Origin of the sequence: Streptomyces sp. NBC_00876 (assembly GCF_045207435.1) — a bacterium.
Classification (GTDB): domain Bacteria; phylum Actinomycetota; class Actinomycetes; order Streptomycetales; family Streptomycetaceae; genus Streptomyces.
The window spans coordinates 6,706,930-6,722,949 of the sequence record NZ_CP108800.1 but is presented as its reverse complement, the minus strand read 5'-3'; the positions used below and the strand labels follow the sequence as shown (position 1 = coordinate 6,722,949).

15 protein-coding genes are annotated in these 16,020 nt (G+C 71.8%); 10 read left to right on the top strand and 5 right to left on the bottom strand.

All coding sequences use genetic code 11. From position 1 onward, the window contains the following. The first annotated feature begins 78 nt into the window (after window positions 1-78). The 3 genes from OG782_RS29505 to OG782_RS29495 all read left to right on the top strand — a co-directional run bounded on the left by OG782_RS29505 (window position 79) and on the right by OG782_RS29495 (window position 3,192). Entirely contained in the window at window positions 79-1,113 is a 1,035-nt protein-coding gene (locus tag OG782_RS29505) for an ATP-binding cassette domain-containing protein (RefSeq protein WP_406456071.1), read from the top strand. After that, window positions 1,110-1,901, top strand: coding sequence for an ABC transporter permease (locus OG782_RS29500; RefSeq protein ID WP_406456069.1), 792 nt, complete (start codon window positions 1,110-1,112; stop codon window positions 1,899-1,901). Before OG782_RS29505 ends, OG782_RS29500 begins: the two co-directional genes overlap by 4 nt. Window positions 1,902-2,106: 205 nt before the next feature. After that, window positions 2,107-3,192 carry an NAD-dependent epimerase/dehydratase family protein gene (locus OG782_RS29495; protein ID WP_406456067.1) on the top strand — a complete coding sequence of 362 codons (1,086 nt, stop codon included), beginning with the start codon at window positions 2,107-2,109 and terminating at the stop codon, window positions 3,190-3,192. Window positions 3,193-3,195: 3 nt separating this feature from the next. Here OG782_RS29495 and OG782_RS29490 read toward each other — a convergent pair whose 3' ends face one another. Together OG782_RS29490 and OG782_RS29485 are read right to left on the bottom strand one after the other, a co-directional pair. Beyond that, on the bottom strand, window positions 3,196-4,302 hold the full coding sequence (locus tag OG782_RS29490; RefSeq protein ID WP_406456065.1) for a sensor histidine kinase: 1,107 nt from the start codon (window positions 4,300-4,302) through the stop codon (window positions 3,196-3,198). Beyond that, the gene (locus OG782_RS29485) at window positions 4,299-5,237 is read right to left on the bottom strand and encodes a response regulator transcription factor (protein ID WP_406456063.1); all 939 of its coding nucleotides are present in this window, start codon (window positions 5,235-5,237) and stop codon (window positions 4,299-4,301) included. The genes OG782_RS29490 and OG782_RS29485 overlap by 4 nt, the downstream gene beginning before the upstream one ends. Before the next feature lie 123 nt (window positions 5,238-5,360). Here OG782_RS29485 and OG782_RS29480 point away from each other — a divergent pair, with 123 nt between their 5' ends. The 4 genes from OG782_RS29480 (at window position 5,361) to OG782_RS29465 (ending at window position 8,012) form a co-directional block, all read left to right on the top strand. After that, on the top strand, window positions 5,361-6,065 hold the full coding sequence (locus OG782_RS29480) for a glycosyltransferase family 2 protein (RefSeq protein WP_406456061.1): 705 nt from the start codon (window positions 5,361-5,363) through the stop codon (window positions 6,063-6,065). Continuing rightward, the gene (locus OG782_RS29475) at window positions 6,062-6,739 is read left to right on the top strand and encodes a DUF2064 domain-containing protein (RefSeq protein WP_406456059.1); all 678 of its coding nucleotides are present in this window, start codon (window positions 6,062-6,064) and stop codon (window positions 6,737-6,739) included. Before OG782_RS29480 ends, OG782_RS29475 begins: the two co-directional genes overlap by 4 nt. Further along, window positions 6,736-7,473 carry a class I SAM-dependent methyltransferase gene (locus OG782_RS29470; protein WP_406456057.1) on the top strand — a complete coding sequence of 246 codons (738 nt, stop codon included), beginning with the start codon at window positions 6,736-6,738 and terminating at the stop codon, window positions 7,471-7,473. The genes OG782_RS29475 and OG782_RS29470 overlap by 4 nt, the downstream gene beginning before the upstream one ends. A 131-nt stretch (window positions 7,474-7,604) precedes the next feature. Next, window positions 7,605-8,012: a molybdopterin-binding protein gene (locus tag OG782_RS29465; RefSeq protein WP_406456055.1), complete on the top strand. Its 408-nt coding sequence runs from the start codon at window positions 7,605-7,607 to the stop codon at window positions 8,010-8,012. Between the two features lie 24 nt (window positions 8,013-8,036). Here OG782_RS29465 and OG782_RS29460 read toward each other — a convergent pair whose 3' ends face one another. Beyond that, on the bottom strand, window positions 8,037-9,560 hold the full coding sequence (locus OG782_RS29460; protein WP_406456053.1) for a PucR family transcriptional regulator: 1,524 nt from the start codon (window positions 9,558-9,560) through the stop codon (window positions 8,037-8,039). Window positions 9,561-9,799: 239 nt separating this feature from the next. Between OG782_RS29460 and OG782_RS29455 the strand changes: the two genes are divergently transcribed. The 3 genes from OG782_RS29455 (at window position 9,800) to OG782_RS29445 (ending at window position 14,070) form a co-directional block, all read left to right on the top strand. Next, entirely contained in the window at window positions 9,800-10,624 is an 825-nt protein-coding gene (locus tag OG782_RS29455) for an FAD binding domain-containing protein (protein WP_406456051.1), read from the top strand. Then, window positions 10,621-13,389 carry a molybdopterin-dependent oxidoreductase gene (locus tag OG782_RS29450; RefSeq protein ID WP_406456049.1) on the top strand — a complete coding sequence of 923 codons (2,769 nt, stop codon included), beginning with the start codon at window positions 10,621-10,623 and terminating at the stop codon, window positions 13,387-13,389. The genes OG782_RS29455 and OG782_RS29450 overlap by 4 nt, the downstream gene beginning before the upstream one ends. A gap of 201 nt (window positions 13,390-13,590) precedes the next feature. Then, the gene (locus tag OG782_RS29445) at window positions 13,591-14,070 is read left to right on the top strand and encodes a molybdopterin-dependent oxidoreductase (RefSeq protein ID WP_406456048.1); all 480 of its coding nucleotides are present in this window, start codon (window positions 13,591-13,593) and stop codon (window positions 14,068-14,070) included. Between the two features lie 90 nt (window positions 14,071-14,160). Here the strand turns inward: OG782_RS29445 and OG782_RS29440 are convergent, their stop codons facing one another. Both OG782_RS29440 and OG782_RS29435 read right to left on the bottom strand, forming a co-directional pair. Continuing rightward, window positions 14,161-15,219, bottom strand: coding sequence for a VWA domain-containing protein (locus OG782_RS29440; RefSeq protein ID WP_406456046.1), 1,059 nt, complete (start codon window positions 15,217-15,219; stop codon window positions 14,161-14,163). A 99-nt stretch (window positions 15,220-15,318) separates the two neighbouring features. Further along, window positions 15,319-15,966, bottom strand: a complete 648-nt coding sequence (locus OG782_RS29435; protein WP_406456044.1) for a hypothetical protein — start codon at window positions 15,964-15,966, stop codon at window positions 15,319-15,321. Between the last annotated feature and the right edge of the window lie 54 nt (window positions 15,967-16,020).

Below are 16,020 nucleotides of genomic sequence, written 5' to 3'. Positions count from 1 at the left end.
ACCTGACCTGACCCAGTGGTACCGGTCTCGCCCCGTCAGTCCCCCAGCCGCGCTTCACCCTTCGCCCGGGAGGGCCCCATGCCTTCATCTGTCATGCCCACATCCAGAAGCGGGAACGACCAGGAGCCGCCCGCCGCCGTCTCCGCCGTCGGGCTGCGTAAGTCGTACGGTGACAAGCTCGTGCTCGACGGGATCGATCTGCGGATCCCGGCCGGCAGTGTCTTCGCGTTGCTCGGTCCGAACGGTGCCGGCAAGACGACGGCGGTGAAGATTCTCTCCACGCTCATCTCCGCCGGTTCCGGTTCGGGTGAGATCCGTGTCGGTGGTCATGACCTGGCCACCGATCCGCAGGCGGTGCGTGCGGCGATCGGTGTCACCGGGCAGTTCTCCGCCGTGGACGGCCTGATCACGGGCGAGGAGAACATGCTCCTGATGGCGGACCTGCACCACCTCTCCAGGAGCGAGGGGCGGCGGGTCGCCGCCGAACTGCTGGAACGCTTCGACCTGGTGGAGGCCGCGAAGAAGCCCGCCTCCACCTACTCCGGCGGCATGAAGCGCCGCCTGGACATCGCGATGACCCTGGTCGGGAACCCGCGGATCATCTTCCTCGACGAACCCACCACCGGCCTCGACCCGCGCTCCCGCCACAACATGTGGGGCATCATCCGCGACCTGGTCGCCGACGGAGTCACCGTCCTGCTCACCACCCAGTACCTGGACGAGGCCGACGAACTCGCCGACCGCATCGCCGTACTGAATGACGGAAAGATCGCCGCGGAAGGCACCGCCGACGAACTCAAGCGCCTCGTCCCCGGCGGACACGTACGACTCCGCTTCTCCGACCCCGACGCCTACCGGTCCGCCGCCACCGTCCTTCACGAAGCGACCCGCGACGACGAAGCACTGTCACTCCAGATCCTCAGCGACGGCAGCCAGCGCGACCTGCGCTCCATCCTCGACCGGCTGGACTCCGCCGGCATCGAAGCCGACGAACTCACCGTCCACACCCCCGACCTCGACGACGTCTTCTTCGCCCTGACCAGCAGCAGTAACCAGCCGGCCCAGGCCAACCGGTCCAGCCAGGCCAACCAGTCCAAGGAGACAGCCCGATGAGCGCCCTCTCACTCGCCGTCCGCGACTCGTCAACCATGCTGCGCCGCAACCTCCTGCACGCACGGCGCTACCCCTCCCTCACCCTGAACCTGCTCCTCACCCCGATCATGCTGCTCCTGCTCTTCGTCTACATCTTCGGAGACGTGATGAGCGCGGGCATCGGCGGCGGCGGCGCCGACCGCTCCGAGTACATCGCGTACATCGTCCCGGGCCTGCTGCTGATGACCATCGGCAGCACCACGATCGGCACCGCGGTGTCCGTCTCCAACGACATGACCGAGGGCATCATCGCCCGCTTCCGCACCATGGCGATCCACCGCGGATCGGTCCTCATCGGGCACGTCGTCGGCAGCGTGCTGCAGTGCATCGCCAGCGTCGTCCTCGTCGGCGCCGTCGGCGTCGCCATCGGTTTCCGCTCCACCGATGCCACCGTCCTGGAGTGGGCCGCCGCGTTCGGACTCCTCGTGCTCTTCGCCACGGCGTTCACCTGGATCGCGGTCGGCATGGGCCTGATCAGCCCGAACGCCGAGGCCGCCAGCAACAACGCGCTGCCGATGATCCTGCTGCCGCTCCTGTCCAGCGCCTTCATCCCGGTCGACACGATGCCGGGCTGGTTCCGGCCCATCGCCGAGTACCAGCCCTTCACCCCCGCCATCGAGACCCTGCGCGGCCTGCTGCTCGGCACCGAGATCGGCAACAACGGATGGCTCGCCATCGCCTGGTGCGTCGGCCTCACCGTGCTCGGCTACTTCTGGTCCACCGCGAGGTTCAACGACGATCCGAAGTAGCGGGAGAAGCCGCACCGGGCAGCACCTTGCGGGCCGCAGCCGGCAGCCCGTCCCGCTCCACGGGGGCGGCGTACACCGACACCGCGTCGGCGTGCGCCGCCCCGCCGGCGTACTCCCGCCCGCTTCCGGGCACATGGCTTACGGTCTCGTGACGTGCCGGGCCGGAAGCGAAGGTCCTGGAGCCGTGCGCCCTAACGTGGGTCCCATGCGTGTACTTGTCACCGGCGGAGCCGGGTTCATCGGTTCGGAGATCGTCCGGACTCTCACCTCCACCGGGCACGAGGCGGTGGTGCTCGACGCGCTGCTCCCCTCGGCACACGGCGCCGACACGGCCCGGACCGCCGCCGCGGGCGGTGCGGACGGAACGTTGATCGTCGCGGACGTACGTGATCGCGAGGCCGTGGACCGCGCGTTGCGGGGCATCGACGTCGTCTGCCACCAGGCCGCGATGGTCGGGCTGGGCAAGGACTTCGCGGACGCCCCGCAGTACGTGGGGTGCAACGACCTGGGAACGGCCGTGCTGCTTGCCGCGATGGCCGCGGCGGGAGTGCGGAGTCTGGTGCTCGCCGGATCGATGGTGGTCTACGGCGAGGGCCGCTACTCCTGCCCCCGTCATGGCGGGGTCCGGCCGGGCCCGAGGGCGGAGGCCGATCTGGCCGCCGGCCGGTTCGAGCCGCACTGTCCGCACTGCGGCGCCGAACTGGAGCCGGGGCTGGTCGCGGAGGACGCCCCGGCCGACCCGCGCAACGTGTACGCGGCGACCAAGCTCGCCCAGGAACACCTCGCCTCCTCCTGGGTGCGGGCTACGGGCGGCAGCGCGGTGTCGCTGCGCTACCACAACGTGTACGGGCCGGGGATGCCGCGCGACACCCCTTATGCCGGTGTCGCCTCCTTCTTCCGGTCGGCCCTGGCACGGGGCGAGTCACCCCGCGTCTTCGAGGACGGCGGCCAGCGCCGCGACTTCATCCATGTGCGCGACGTGGCCGCCGCGAACGCCGTGGCGCTGGAGGCGGTCGCGGGAAGGGGTCCGGCCGCCTTCGCCGCGTACAACACCGGGAGCGGACAGCCGCACACCATCGGTCAGATGGCCGCCGCCCTCGCCGCGGCCCACGGCGGACCGGCGCCGGTGGTCACCGGTGAGTACCGGCTCGGGGACGTACGCCATGTCACGGCGGACTCGCGGCGGCTGCGCGACGAACTGGGCTGGAAGCCGGCGGTGGGATTCGCCGAGGGGATGGCGCAGTTCGCGTCGGCGCCGCTGCGGGAAGCGGCGACCGGGCTGCCCGTCTGAGACTCACGCCGACGGCAGGGTCACCTCGAAGCAGCAGCCGCCGATGACGTTGCGGACCTCGGCCCGGCCGGCGTGTGCCTCGACGATCCCCCGCACGATGGCGAGTCCGAGGCCCGCGCCGGCCGGGGGCGTACGGGCATGGCTGCCGCGCCACCCGGTGTCGAAGACCCTGGGCAGGTCCTCCTCCGGGATGCCGCCGCAGCCGTCCGTCACCGACAGGACCACCCCGCCGTCCGCACGGTGCGCGGCCACCGCGACGGTGCCGTCGGCAGGGGTGCGGCGGATCGCGTTGATCAGGAGGTTGCCCAGGACCCGGCTCATCTCCTTGGCGTCCACCTCCACGGGAACCGCCTCGATCCGGTCGCCGACCAGCCGCACACCGTGCTCCCTGGCCAGCGGGTCCGCACCGGCGAGCGCGTCGCCCACCAGGTCGTAGACGGAGATCCGGCTGGGGGTCAGGGTGAGCGAACCTGCATGGATACGGGACAGCTCGAAGAGGTCGCCGACCATCTCGTTCATCCGGTCGACCTCGGTGCGTATCTGCCGCAGATAGCGTCGCGAGTCGACGGCCATGCCGTCCTCCAAGGCCTCGGACATGGCCCGCAGACCGGCGAGCGGAGTGCGCAGGTCGTGCGAGATCCAGGCGACGAGCTCTCGCCGCGAGGCCTCCAGGGCGCGCTCCCGCTCGCGTGAACTGTCGAGCTTGGCACTGGTGGAGGCCAGTTCGCGGGTGAGAGCGGCGAGTTCGGCGGTGGCCGGGGCCGCGGGCGCCGCGAAGGTGCCGCCGTCGCCGAAGGAGCGGGCGGCCAGGGTCAGATCGCGGCTCCGCGCCGCCACCCAGCGGCCCAGCAGCATCGCGGTGACGAGTGAGACGACGGCGGCCATGGCGACGACGGTGGTGATCACGCTCAGGTCGTGCGGCGACAGGAACATCGCCCAGGCGACAGCCAGCGTCCCGGCGAGCATCGCGGTCACGGCCACGGCGGCCACCACGGTCAGTGAGACGACGAGGGAACGGTGCCGGAAGAGCCGCAGGACCAGTGCGCCGAGCAACCCGGCCGCGGCGGCGCCCAGGAAGGCGAAGAGCGCGATGAGGAGGACGTCGGTCATGACGGCGTTCCGGTGCCGGTTCCGTTGCCGGTTCCGGTTCCGGTTCCGGCCGCGAGGGTGCCGGCCGTGGCGGTGTTGGTCGTGGCGGTGTTGGTCGTGGCGGTGTTGGTCGTGGCGGTGCTGGCCGTGGCGGTGCTGGCCGTGGCGGTGTTGGCCGTCCGGCCCGGGGGGAGGTCCAGCCGGTAGCCGACGCCCCAGACCGTACGGATCAGTTCCGGGCGGGCCGGGTCGGTCTCCACCTTCCCGCGCAGCCGGCGTACATGGACGGTCACCGTCGACAGATCGCCGAAGTCCCAGCCCCAGACCTCGCTCATCAGCTCCTCCCGGGTGAACACCCGGCCCGGGTGGCGCAGGAAGAAGGCGAGCAGGTCGAACTCCCGCAGCGTGAGGGCCAGTGCACTCCCCTCCCACGTCGCATGCCTGGCCACGGGGTCGAGGACGAGACCCGCGCCCTCGAGCAGTGCCGAGCGCCCAGCGGGCGCCGCGGACGCTCCGACGCGGCGCAGCACCGAGTCGACGCGCAGGACGAGCTCGCGCGGGCTGAATGGCTTGGTGACGTAGTCGTCCGCCCCCGTCTCCAGGCCGAGGATGCGGTCGTCCTCGTCGCCTCGCGCGGTCAGCATGATGACCGGCACCGGTCCGTGCGCGCGCATGCGGCGGCAGACCTCGAACCCGTCCATGCCGGGCAGCATCAGGTCCAGAACGGCCAGGTCGGGCCGGCGGGCGGCGTACTGATCGAGTGCGTCCGGGCCGTTCGCCGCCCGGGTCACGTCATATCCGGCACCGGTCAGATAGCCGGTGACCACCTCCGCGACCGTGGGGTCGTCGTCCACGACGAGTACGTGGCCGCGTGAGGTGGCGCCCGGCTCCGTCCCCGACGCCGGCGGCGTCCCGTGGGCGGGGCAGGGCGGCGAAGGGTCCGGGGTCGTCTGCATGTCACCACCTTGGCACTCGCGGCGGTGCGGCGCGGACGCCCCTGCGCCGCAGCCCGGCGACGTCCATATTTCGTAAGAATCCGGAACCCGAATTGTCGGATTTCGCTCCGTAGGGTAAGCCGCGTGAATCCTCCCTCCGATACTTCCGGCCCCTGTGCCGACCTCGTTCTGCCCTGTCTGGACGAGGCCGCCGCCCTGCCCGGGGTGCTGGCCTCGGTCCCTCGCGGCTGGCGGGCGATCGTCGTGGACAACGGCTCGACCGATGGTTCGGCCGAACTGGCCCGGTCGCTGGGCGCGACCGTGGTGCACGAACCGCGGCGCGGCTTCGGCGCCGCCTGTCAGGCCGGTCTGCTCGCCTCCGAGGCGGAGTTCGTCTGCTTCTGCGACTGCGACGGCTCGCTGGATCCCGGGCTGCTGCCCGGTTTCGTCCGCCGGATCGCCGACGGCGAGTGCGACCTGCTGCTCGGCCGCCGCCGCCCCGTGGGGCGCGGCGCCTGGCCGCTGCACGCACGGGCGGGCAATGCCGCCCTCGCCCGGATGCTGCACCGCCGTACCGGGCTGCGGCTGCACGACCTCGGGCCGATGCGGGCCGCGCGCCGGGCCGATCTGCTGGCGCTCGGTCTCACCGACCGGCGCAGCGGGTACCCGCTTCAGATGGTGGTGCGCGCGGCCGATGCGGGGCTGCGTGTCGCAGAGACGGATGTCCCGTATCTCGCGCGGACCGGGAAGTCGAAGGTCACCGGCACCTGGCTGGGCACCTGGCACGCGGTGCGCGACATGCGCGCCGTGCTGGGTGAGCCTCCGGTCCTGGCAGGAGCTACGCGATGACCTCGTCCGAGGCCGGCGCCGGCCGCCGGGCCCCGGCCGGGGTGACCACCCTGCTGGTCATCGCGAAGGAACCGCTGCCCGGCCGGGTCAAGACCCGCCTCACTCCGCCCTTCTCCCCCGTCGAGGCCGCGCGGCTGGCCGAGGCGGCGCTCGCCGACACCCTGCGCGCCGTCCTCGCGATGCCGGCCGCGCGGCGCGTGGTCGTTCTGGACGGGGTTCCCGGTCCGTGGCTGCCGCCCGGGATCGACGTGGTGGAGCAGTGCACGGGTGGTCTCGACGAACGGCTCGCCGCCGCCTTCGGCGCCTGCACGGGGCCGGCCCTCCTGATCGGGATGGACACCCCACAGGTCACCGCGGCCGATCTGGCACCCGCGCTCTCCCCCGCCGCCTGGGACGGCTGCGACGCCTGGTTCGGCCCCGCCGAGGACGGCGGATTCTGGGCGCTGGGCCTGGCCGAACCCGACCCGGCGCTCCTTCTCGGCGTCCCGATGTCCGTGCCCGAGACCGGTGCCGTGCAGCGGCGCCGGCTGGTCGACGCCGGGCTGACCGTTCGCGGTCTTCCCCGGCTGCGGGACGTGGACACGGCGGCCGATGCCGCGCACGTCGCCGCGCTCGCGCCGCACGGCCTGTTCGCCGCGGCGCTGGCCCGGACGACCCCGGTGGCCGCCCGGTGAGCCGCACCCTGCCGGAGTCCGGCCTGACCGGCCCGGCGCATCGGGACGCCGGCTCGTGGAGCACCGACCCGTACGCGAACGCCCTGCGCAACGGGCACGGTCCGCTCTTCCTCCGCCGTACGGACGGCTGGCTGCTGCCGCTGGATGTCGAGCGCTGGTGCGCGGTCGCGGACGCGGCGGATCTGTCGGCGCTGCGCCGCTGCGAGGGCCCCGTCCTGGACATCGGGTGCGGGCCGGGGCGGCTGGTGGCCGCTCTGGCGGCCCGCGGCCACCGTGCGCTCGGCATCGACGTCAGCGAGGCGGCGGTCGCCCGTACCGTGCGGCTCGGCGGCTCGGCACTGCGCCGCTCCGTCTTCGAACCGCTGCCGGGCGAGGGGCGTTGGGGCACCGTCCTGCTCGTCGACGGCAATATCGGCATCGGCGGCGACCCCCGTCATCTCCTTCACCGCACCGCCGCCCTGGTCGCTCCCGGCGGGCTGCTCATCGCCGAGACCGCGCCCCAGGACATCGACGAGCGGGTGGAGGTCCGGCTGGACGACGGCCGGGCCGCCCGCTCCGCATCGGCGCCCGCCCCGCAGTTCCCCTGGGCCCGGCTCGGCACCCCTGCGCTGCTGCGGTACGCGCGGCCGCTCGGATGGCATCCGGCCGGCCAGTGGGAGGCGAACGGCCGCCCGTTCGTATCCCTGCGACACCACCGGACGGTCCGCGCCCCGGCCGGACCCCTGACGACGTGAACAGCGCGGCCTCGTCCGGACGATTCCCGGCCCCACGCCGTCGGGGTCCGCCGTCACGCTCCACGGCCACGGTCCCCTGTCGCGCCGATGGTCACGCCCTGCCCGCCGGCGAAAGGCCCTAGAGTGCCCGGGTGCCCTCGTACAGCATTGGCCAGGCAGCGGAGCTGCTGGCTGTGAGTCCCGAGACCGTTCGCCGCTGGGCGGACGGCGGTCACCTCGCGATGGACCGGGGCGGGTCGGGGAACCGGATGATCGACGGCGTCAGTCTGGCGGGCTTCGCCACGGAGCGGGCGGCCGGTCTGCATCCGGTGCCCGGTGGGGTCATGACGTCGGTGCGCAACGCGTTCGCCGGCATCGTCACCGCGGTGACGGTCGACGACATCGTGGCCCAGGTGGAGATCCAGTCGGGGCCGCACCGGCTGGTGTCGCTGATCAGCCGCGAGTCCGTCGAGGAACTCGGCCTGGAGGTCGGGGTCCTGGCGACGGCCCGGGTCAAGTCGACGCATGTGCACATCGACCGGCCGGAGAACCAGGGCTGAGCGGCTGAGCGGCACCCGGCCCGGTCAGCGGCAGAGCAGGGCCGCCTGAAGATCGAGTTTGTGGTCGAGCCGGGCAAGGTCGCGGCCGGTGAGCGTCTCGATGCGCCGGACGCGGTAGTGAACGGTGTTGACGTGCAGATGGAGGGCTTCGGCGGTGCGCGCCCAGGAGCCGTTGTGTCTGAGGAAGACCTCGAGGGTTTCCAGGAGCATGCGCTGCGAGGCGCTCTCCCCGTCGACGAGCGGACCCAGGGTCCGGGCGCTGAACACCTCGCGTACGGACTGCGGGACTCCGACGAGGAGGGCGGGCAGCGTGGTGAGGTCGTCCGCCGAAGTCAGACAGGATCGGGCAGGGGCGGTCGCACGGGCCGCGGCCTGCGCGTAGCGGGCCTGTACGAGGCTGCCGCGAAGCTCCCCGGGGGTCGCGACGGACGTTCCCGCGCCGGCGTGCAGTGCCGCGGTGGGGTGGCAGGCCGCCAGGAGCGGCCAGACCGACCGGAGCCGGTCTTCTTCCGTGCCCGATCCGCCCTGGACGACCGCCACGGCCTCGCCCTCCTCATCACCGGATTCGCCCACGGCGAAGGGGCGGTCGGGGTGGTGGCGCAGCGCCTCGGACAGGGCGTCCGCCGCCGCGCACGCGTCACCGTGCGCCGTCCGCGCCGTGATGACCCGGTACGGGCCGTCGGCGGGCAGGCCGCTGCTCCGGAGTGCGCGCACCAGTGACGTGAGGTCCGTCGCCGGGGAGCCGATCGACTCGACGAGGGTGCGGGCCCTGTCGCGTACCGTCTTCTCTGCGCGTGCGCCGCGGTGCTCGTGCTGGGCGAGGACGTCGGCTATTTCGTGGAGGACCCGTGGCGGGGCCCCCGCGGTGTCGGGCAGGTGGAGGTGGCGGACCCTGTACGGGGAGCCGTCCGATTCGATGCGAAGCGTGGTTCCGGCGGGACTGCGCAGTCGTTCGATGCCCTGCTGCGCGGTCAGGGGTGCGGTGGACGGCGTACGGGCGAGGGTGCGGCCGGTTGCGCTGAGGACGTGGCAGGCCGGGGTTCCCAGGTGCGCGAACGCACGGTCGAGCAGGGTGTCCAGGTCCGCGTCGGCTGCCAGCAGGACGCTGAGTTCCCTGCGTACGTTCTCGGGCAGGGCGTGGTGGTGGGCGGGGCGGCGGCTGAGGTCGCCCCACTGCCGGAGGTAGACCGCCTCGGTGATGTCCCGGAAGCTGGTGTGTGCGGGTACGGAGATGAGCGCGACGCCGCGTGCACGGCAGGAGTCGGTGAGGACATCGGGGACGGCGCCGTGCGTCTCCTCGCCGGCGAGGAGCGCGGCAACCCCGGCGGACTCGAGGGCCGCGACGAACCGGTCCGCCTTCTCGGGGTGGTCGGTGGGTTTCCACCAGACCAGGCCGCTGAGGACGATCTCGCCCTGCTGGAGAAAGCGGGCCGGGTCCTCCAGGTCCGTGGCGGTGACCCCGCTGATCTCCCGGGCCAGGAGCCGGCGCTCGCCCCACACCAGAGCGAGGTCGAGCGCTTGGAGCTGGAGGAGGTCTTCGACGTGCATGGTCTTGCTCCTTGCGCGGCTGGCGAGCTGCACCCGCCATCTCACATTCACGAGGCAAATACGAGTCGAGTCATCGTAAATGCCAGGTGACACCCGCGATACCTCTCTTGGTTGATCCTCCAGCAAGCCGGGTGGGCCGTCGTGCTTTTTCGTGCGGCGCACCAGTCGTGCGCGGGGCCGGCCCGTTGCTTCACTGAGGCCGTCGTGGCCGAGAACCAGCGGCCGGAACGGAGTACGAGATGGATCTCAACACCGTGCGGGACGTACGTGACGCCCGGGTCCGAGCCCCCTGGCGGCCCGGCGACGCCTGGCTCGCGGGCGGCACCTACCTGTTCTCCGAGCCCCAGCCGCACCTGCGGCGGCTGGTGGATCTGAGCACGATGGGCTGGCAGCCGGTCCGGGACCTCGCCGACGGCTCCGTGGCGATCTCCGCGACCTGCACCATCGCGGAACTGTCCCGTTACGGACGGCGGTGCGGGGCGCCGGTGGCGCCGCTGTTCGAGCAGTGCTGCCGGGCGTTCCTCGCCTCGTTCAAGATCTGGAACATGGCCACGGTCGGCGGGAATCTCTGCAACGGCCTGCCGGCCGGTCCGATGATCTCGCTCACCGCCGCCCTCGACGGCGTATGCCTGCTCCAGGCACAGGACGGATCGCTGCGCCGGATCCGGGTGGCCGACTTCGTCATCGGCGCAGGCCTGAAGGACCTGGGCGAGGGGGAGTTGCTGCGTTCCGTCACCCTGCCCGCCCGCGCCATGTCCTCGCGCACCGCCTTCCGTCAGGTGTCCCTGTACGGCCTGGGCCGGTCCGGCGCACTGGTCATCGGGGTGCTCGACCCGCAGGACGGCTCGCTGTCCGTGACGGTGACCGCGGCCACGGTGCGCCCCTTCCGTCTCTGGTTCCCGCGGCCGCCGGACGCACGCGGGCTGCGGGACACCCTCGAAGGCGCGATCGGCGACGCCGACTGGTTCGACGACATCCACGGGCTGCCCGCCTGGCGACGCCACATGACCTTCCGCCTGGCCGAGGAGATCCGCCGCGAACTGACCACGAAGGGCGTCCGATGAGCTTCGGGATCCATGTCAACGAGCAGCCCTTCGACGCCGAGCCGCGACCGGGCCAGTGCCTGCGGACCTATCTGCGCGAGCAGGGCTGGTTCGGCGTGAAGAAGGGGTGCGACGCGGGTGACTGCGGGGCCTGCACGGTTCATGTGGACGGCAGGCCCGTGCACAGCTGCCTCTTCCCCGCCGTCCGCGCCGAAGGCCGTTCGGTGACCACCGTCGAGGGCCTGGCCACCGACGGCGAACTCCACCCGGTGCAGCAGAGGTTCCTCGATGCCCAGGGGTTCCAGTGCGGCTTCTGCACGGCCGGGTATCTGATGACCACCGTGGCACTGGACGAGGAGCAGCTCGGTGACCTGCCGCGCGCCTTCAAGGGGAATCTCTGCCGCTGCACCGGATACCGCGCCATCGAGGACGCCGTACGCGGGGTGAAGCACGTCGAGACCCCGTGCGCGGGCTCCGCGGTGGGCCGCAGCCTTCCCGCACCGGCCGGCCCACAGGTGGTCACGGGCACGGCCCGGTACACCTTCGACATCGACGTACCCGGTCTGCTGCACATGAAGCTGCTGCGCTCCCCGCATCCGCACGCCCGCATCACCGCCATCGACACGGCCGCCGCGCTGCGCGTGCCGGGGGTGCGTCTGGTCCTCACCCACCACGACGCCCCCGAACGGCACTACTCGAGCGCCCGCCACGAGCACCCCACCGAGGACCCCGACGACACCCGGCTCCTCGACGACACGGTGCGCTATGCCGGCCAGCGGGTGGCCGCGGTCGTCGCCGACAGCGAGGCCGCGGCCGAGGAGGGCTGCCGGCGCGTGGAGGTGACGTACGAGGTGCTGCCGGCGGTCACCGACCCGGAGGAGGCGATGCTTCCGGGCGCACCGGTCGTGCATGCCAAGGACGCCGCGACCGCACGCATCTCCCGGCCCCGGGACAACGTCGTGGGCGAGGTCCACGGTGAGATCGGCTCCGTGCAGGAGGGGTTCGCCGACGCGGACGTGGTGTACGAGGAGACGTTCCGGACCCAGCGGGTCCAGCACGCGAGCCTGGAGACGCACGGAGCCGTGGCCTGGTTCGAGCGGACGGAGGAGGACGTCGAGCGCATCGTCGTGCGCTCCAGCACCCAGACGCCGTTCCTCACCCGCCGGGCCCTGTGCGCACTGTTCGATCTGCCCCTGGAGAAGGTCCGCGTTCTGGCGGGGCGCGTGGGCGGCGGCTTCGGCGGGAAGCAGGAGATGATCGTCGAGGACATCGTCGTGCTCGCCGCGCTGCGTCTGCACCGGCCCGTGAAACTCGAGTACACCCGCGCCGAGCAGTTCTACGGAGCCACCACCCGCCACCCGTTCACCGTCCGGGTGAAGGCCGGGGCCCGGCGGGACGGCACGCTGACCGCGATCCAGCTGCGCGTGGTGTCCAACACCGGGGCGTACGGCAACCACGGCCCGGCGGTGATGTTCCACAGCGTCGGTGAGTCGCTGGCCGTCTACCGCGCTCCGCACAAGAAGGCCGACGGCTACTGCGTCTACACCCATGCCGTGCCCGCGGGCGCCTTCCGCGGATACGGGCTCGGGCAGGTCGTCTTCGCCATGGAGTCGGTGATGGATGAACTCGCCCGGCTGCTCGGCATCGATCCCCTGACGTTCCGGGAACGCAACATCATCGGTCCCGGCGAGGCCATGATCAGCCCCGGCGGCGAGGAGGAGGACCTGCACATCGCCAGCTACGGACTCGACCAGTGCCTGGCCGTCGTGCGCGGCGCGCGGCGGGAGTCGGCGGAAGCGGCGGATGCGGCTGGAGCGGCTGACGCGGCGCCCCCGGGCTGGCTGGTGGGTGAGGGGTCGGCCCTGTCCATGATCGCGACCGGGCCGCCCGGTGGCCATATCGCCGACGCCCGGATCGGACTCGGGGCGGACGGCACGTACGACCTGGCCGTGGGAACAGCGGAGTTCGGCAACGGCACCACCACGGTCCACCGCCAGATCGCGGCCGGAGAGCTGGCGACCACCGTCGACCGGATCACCGTTCGGCAGTCCGACACCGACGTCGTGAAGCACGACACCGGGGCGTTCGGGTCCACGGGAACCGTGGTGGCCGGAAAGGCGACCCTTCGCGCCTCCCAGGCCCTCGCCGAGAGGATCCTGGACCTCGCGGCCGGGCACCTCGGAGCAGCCCGCGAGGAATGCCGCCTGGTGGAGGACGCGGTCGAGTGCCGGCAACAGCGCGTTCCGCTCAAGGAGTTGTACGCGGCGGCGCAGTCGGCCGGCCGGGAACTCACGGCGGACGGGCACTTCGGGGGCACGCCGCGCTCCGTCGCCTTCAACGCGCAGTGGTTCCGGCTCGCGGTGGACCCGGGGACCGGTGAGATCAGGGTGCTGCGCAGTGTGCACGCGGCGGACGCGGGCCGGGTGATGAACCCGATGCAGTGCCGCGGCCAGGTCGAGGGCGGGATCGCGCAGGCCCTGGGTGCCACGCTCTTCGAGAACGTCCGGCTGAACGAGCGCGGCGAGGTCACCACGACCGCGTTCCGTCAGTACCGGCTCCCCCAGTACGCCGACATCCCCCGCACCGAGGTGCACTTCATGGAGACCGCCGACGCGATCGGTCCGCTCGGCGCGAAGTCGATGAGCGAGAGCCCGTTCAACCCGGTCGCCCCGGCGTTCGCCAACGCACTTCGGGACGCCACCGGCATCCGGTTCACCGAACTCCCCCTGACCCGCGACCGCGTGTGGCTCGCTCTGGACCGGCGCGCGGAGACCGGGGCCGGGTGATCCGGCGGCGGCCGGACGCCGGATGCGAACCCCGGCGCCGGCGCCGGCGGACGGTGGCCCCGAATGTGACAGAAAGACCCCCCATCACCTCACAGACGCCAGTCAGATTGAGATATCACCTCGCATTCACGGTTCCGTCGGGCAGCTGCCGGGCATACCTTCCGACAGCCGCCCCGCGGGCCGTTCGACCGAGGGATTGTGATGAGCCGACCGAGCGCACAGCCCCACATCCCTGCGGCGCGGCTCGCCTCGCTGATGGTGCTGGGAGAGGTCGCCCGTCCGGCCACGCTGACAGTGGGTGAACTGCGGACCGGATGGGAGCAGCACCGGGCCGAGGTGGTCTTCGACTGCGCCGCCAACGGCCCGCAGCGGCACCGGTTCGAGGGGCCGCTGCTGCGCGAGGTGGTCCTTGACGCGCAACCGCTCTTCGACGCCCGGCGGCGCAAGGACCGCTCCCGCTTCGCACTCGCGGTGTCCGGCGGGGACGGTCACCGCACGGTGCTGGCCTGGGCGGAGATCGATGCCGATTTCGGTGACTCCCCCGTCCTGTTGGCCACGCGGCTGGACGGCGAGGATCTGGACCTGACCGGATGCCAGTTGGTGGTACCGGCCGACCGGTGCGGGGCACGTTACGTCAGTGCCATCACGCGGGTGCGGGTCGGCGTGTGGCCGCAGGGGTGACAGCCGGTGGAGGTAGTCCGTGGGTCTGCCCTTGGGGGTCTGCCGGTGGGAACTATCCGTGGGGGTCTGTCCGTGCGGCCTTCCTGTGGGTCAGAGCATGATGAGCAGGCGCGTGTTGGGCTTGAGCTTCCGGTTGACCGAGCGGCTCTGCACGTATACCTCCAGCTGGGGATTGTTCCCCGCCTTCACGGAGACGGTGCCTTTGATGCCCGTACCGAACAGCAGGCTGCGCGCCGCGTCGCCCGTGTAGGCGCGGTCGGTCTCCTTCTCGACCACGACGACTTCCTTGTCGGGCTGGACCTGGACCCGGGTGCCCAACTGGTAGTAGCACGAGCCGCGTTGGTAGGTGACGCCCGGATGCGAATCGACGAAGGAACGGATCTCGACCTCCTTGTCGACCTTCAGGAGCCGGTACTTGTCGACCGAGACCGGTTCGAGGCTGGCCCGCACCTCGTCGACCGAGATGTCCTGGCCGACCGCGAACAGGTTCCTGGTGCCGCGGACGCCCTGCTCGCGGCCGCGCAGGAAGCTGGTGGCGGCGGCGCGCACGGTGCCGATCGCGTCCTCGACGCCCTTCTGGGAATCCGCGTCCCAGATGGCTATGTTGCCCGCCGGGAAGCCGTAGTTCTGGGCGGTCCGCTTCGCCAGGGAATTCGGCACGAGGATCGCCGAGGTCCAGTGCCCCGGCAGGCTTCCCATCGTCCCTGCGATCCGCTCGAGCCAGGGGCCGAGGATGGTCATGTCGCCGTCGTGCCGGCGGTCGCCGCCCGAGGCGTTCTCCTCGCCGTCCGTCACCACGATCTGGAGGAAGCTGTGCTCGCCGTACTCCTCCCAGATGTGTCCCAGATCGTCCAGGGACTTCAGGGAGGCCTCGATGAGGGCGGTGGCGCCGTTGTTGACCTTGTACAGACCCCGCATGGACGGCAGGTGCTTCACGTCCATGTCCCAGACGAGGTTCTCCACCCGGTGGTCGAAGGAGTAGAGGCTGATCCGGGTCTCATGGCCGAGGTTGTCCGATTCGGCCTTCAGGCCCGCCACGAACTCGTCCACGACGCGGATGAGCTGGCCCTGGTGCTGATACATGGAACCCGAACAGTCCACGACCAGCGCGACATGGTTCACCTTGTGATTGATCCTGTTGGCGGACATGCTTCAGCTCCATTTCCGGGGCTCCCCGAGTGATGTATTCACTCTATGAGGAGGCACTGACAATGGACTTCGACGCATCAACGCCCGCCCGCACGCCCCTCATTGAAGGGTGTCGGCGCTTCCGGGCAGGAGGGTGCGGTGGTGGCGGTAGAGGGTGCCGGTGCCGCCGAACTCCTTGAGCACCGGAGCCCAGACCGCCTCGATGTGGGCGACGGCAGGCCCCTCGGCGACCCATTCGGAGAAGCTGAGCACCTGTCCGCCGTCGACGGCGATGTGCAGATGCGCGGCTATGGCGCCGGGGTAGGCCCGGTCCTCGCCCTCGGTCCGCTCCTCCCCCGCGAGCAGCCCGTCGAGCCACGCGCGGGCGGCCTGCTCGTCCTCGGTGGGGAAGAACGCCACGGGGAACGACTCCGGTACGGGGGCCGGTACCCCGACAGCGGTGCCGCGGACCGCCCGGTAGTGGCGGAACGCCCGGGAGACGGTGCCGGCCCGGCCGCCGGGAGCCGGCAACCGGTCCTCGGCGGCCCACTGGGCGTACGTGAGGACGGAGTCCTCGTCACCGCTGGTGTAGACGGTCAGGGAGAGCAGTCCCTCGGGCCACGGTCCGCCGCGTGCCTCGGCGACGGCCTGCTCGGCGGTCCGCCGGGTGTCCTGCGGTCCACGGGTGGCGAAGGTGGTGACGAGGACGGCCGCACTGCGCGGATCGTCGAGTACGGCGCGTACGGGGTCGGCGGAAACGTAGGACATGGTGCAGCTCCTGGGAGTCGGTTCCTGCGGGAGGGCTGAGGAGGCGGCGGGCGC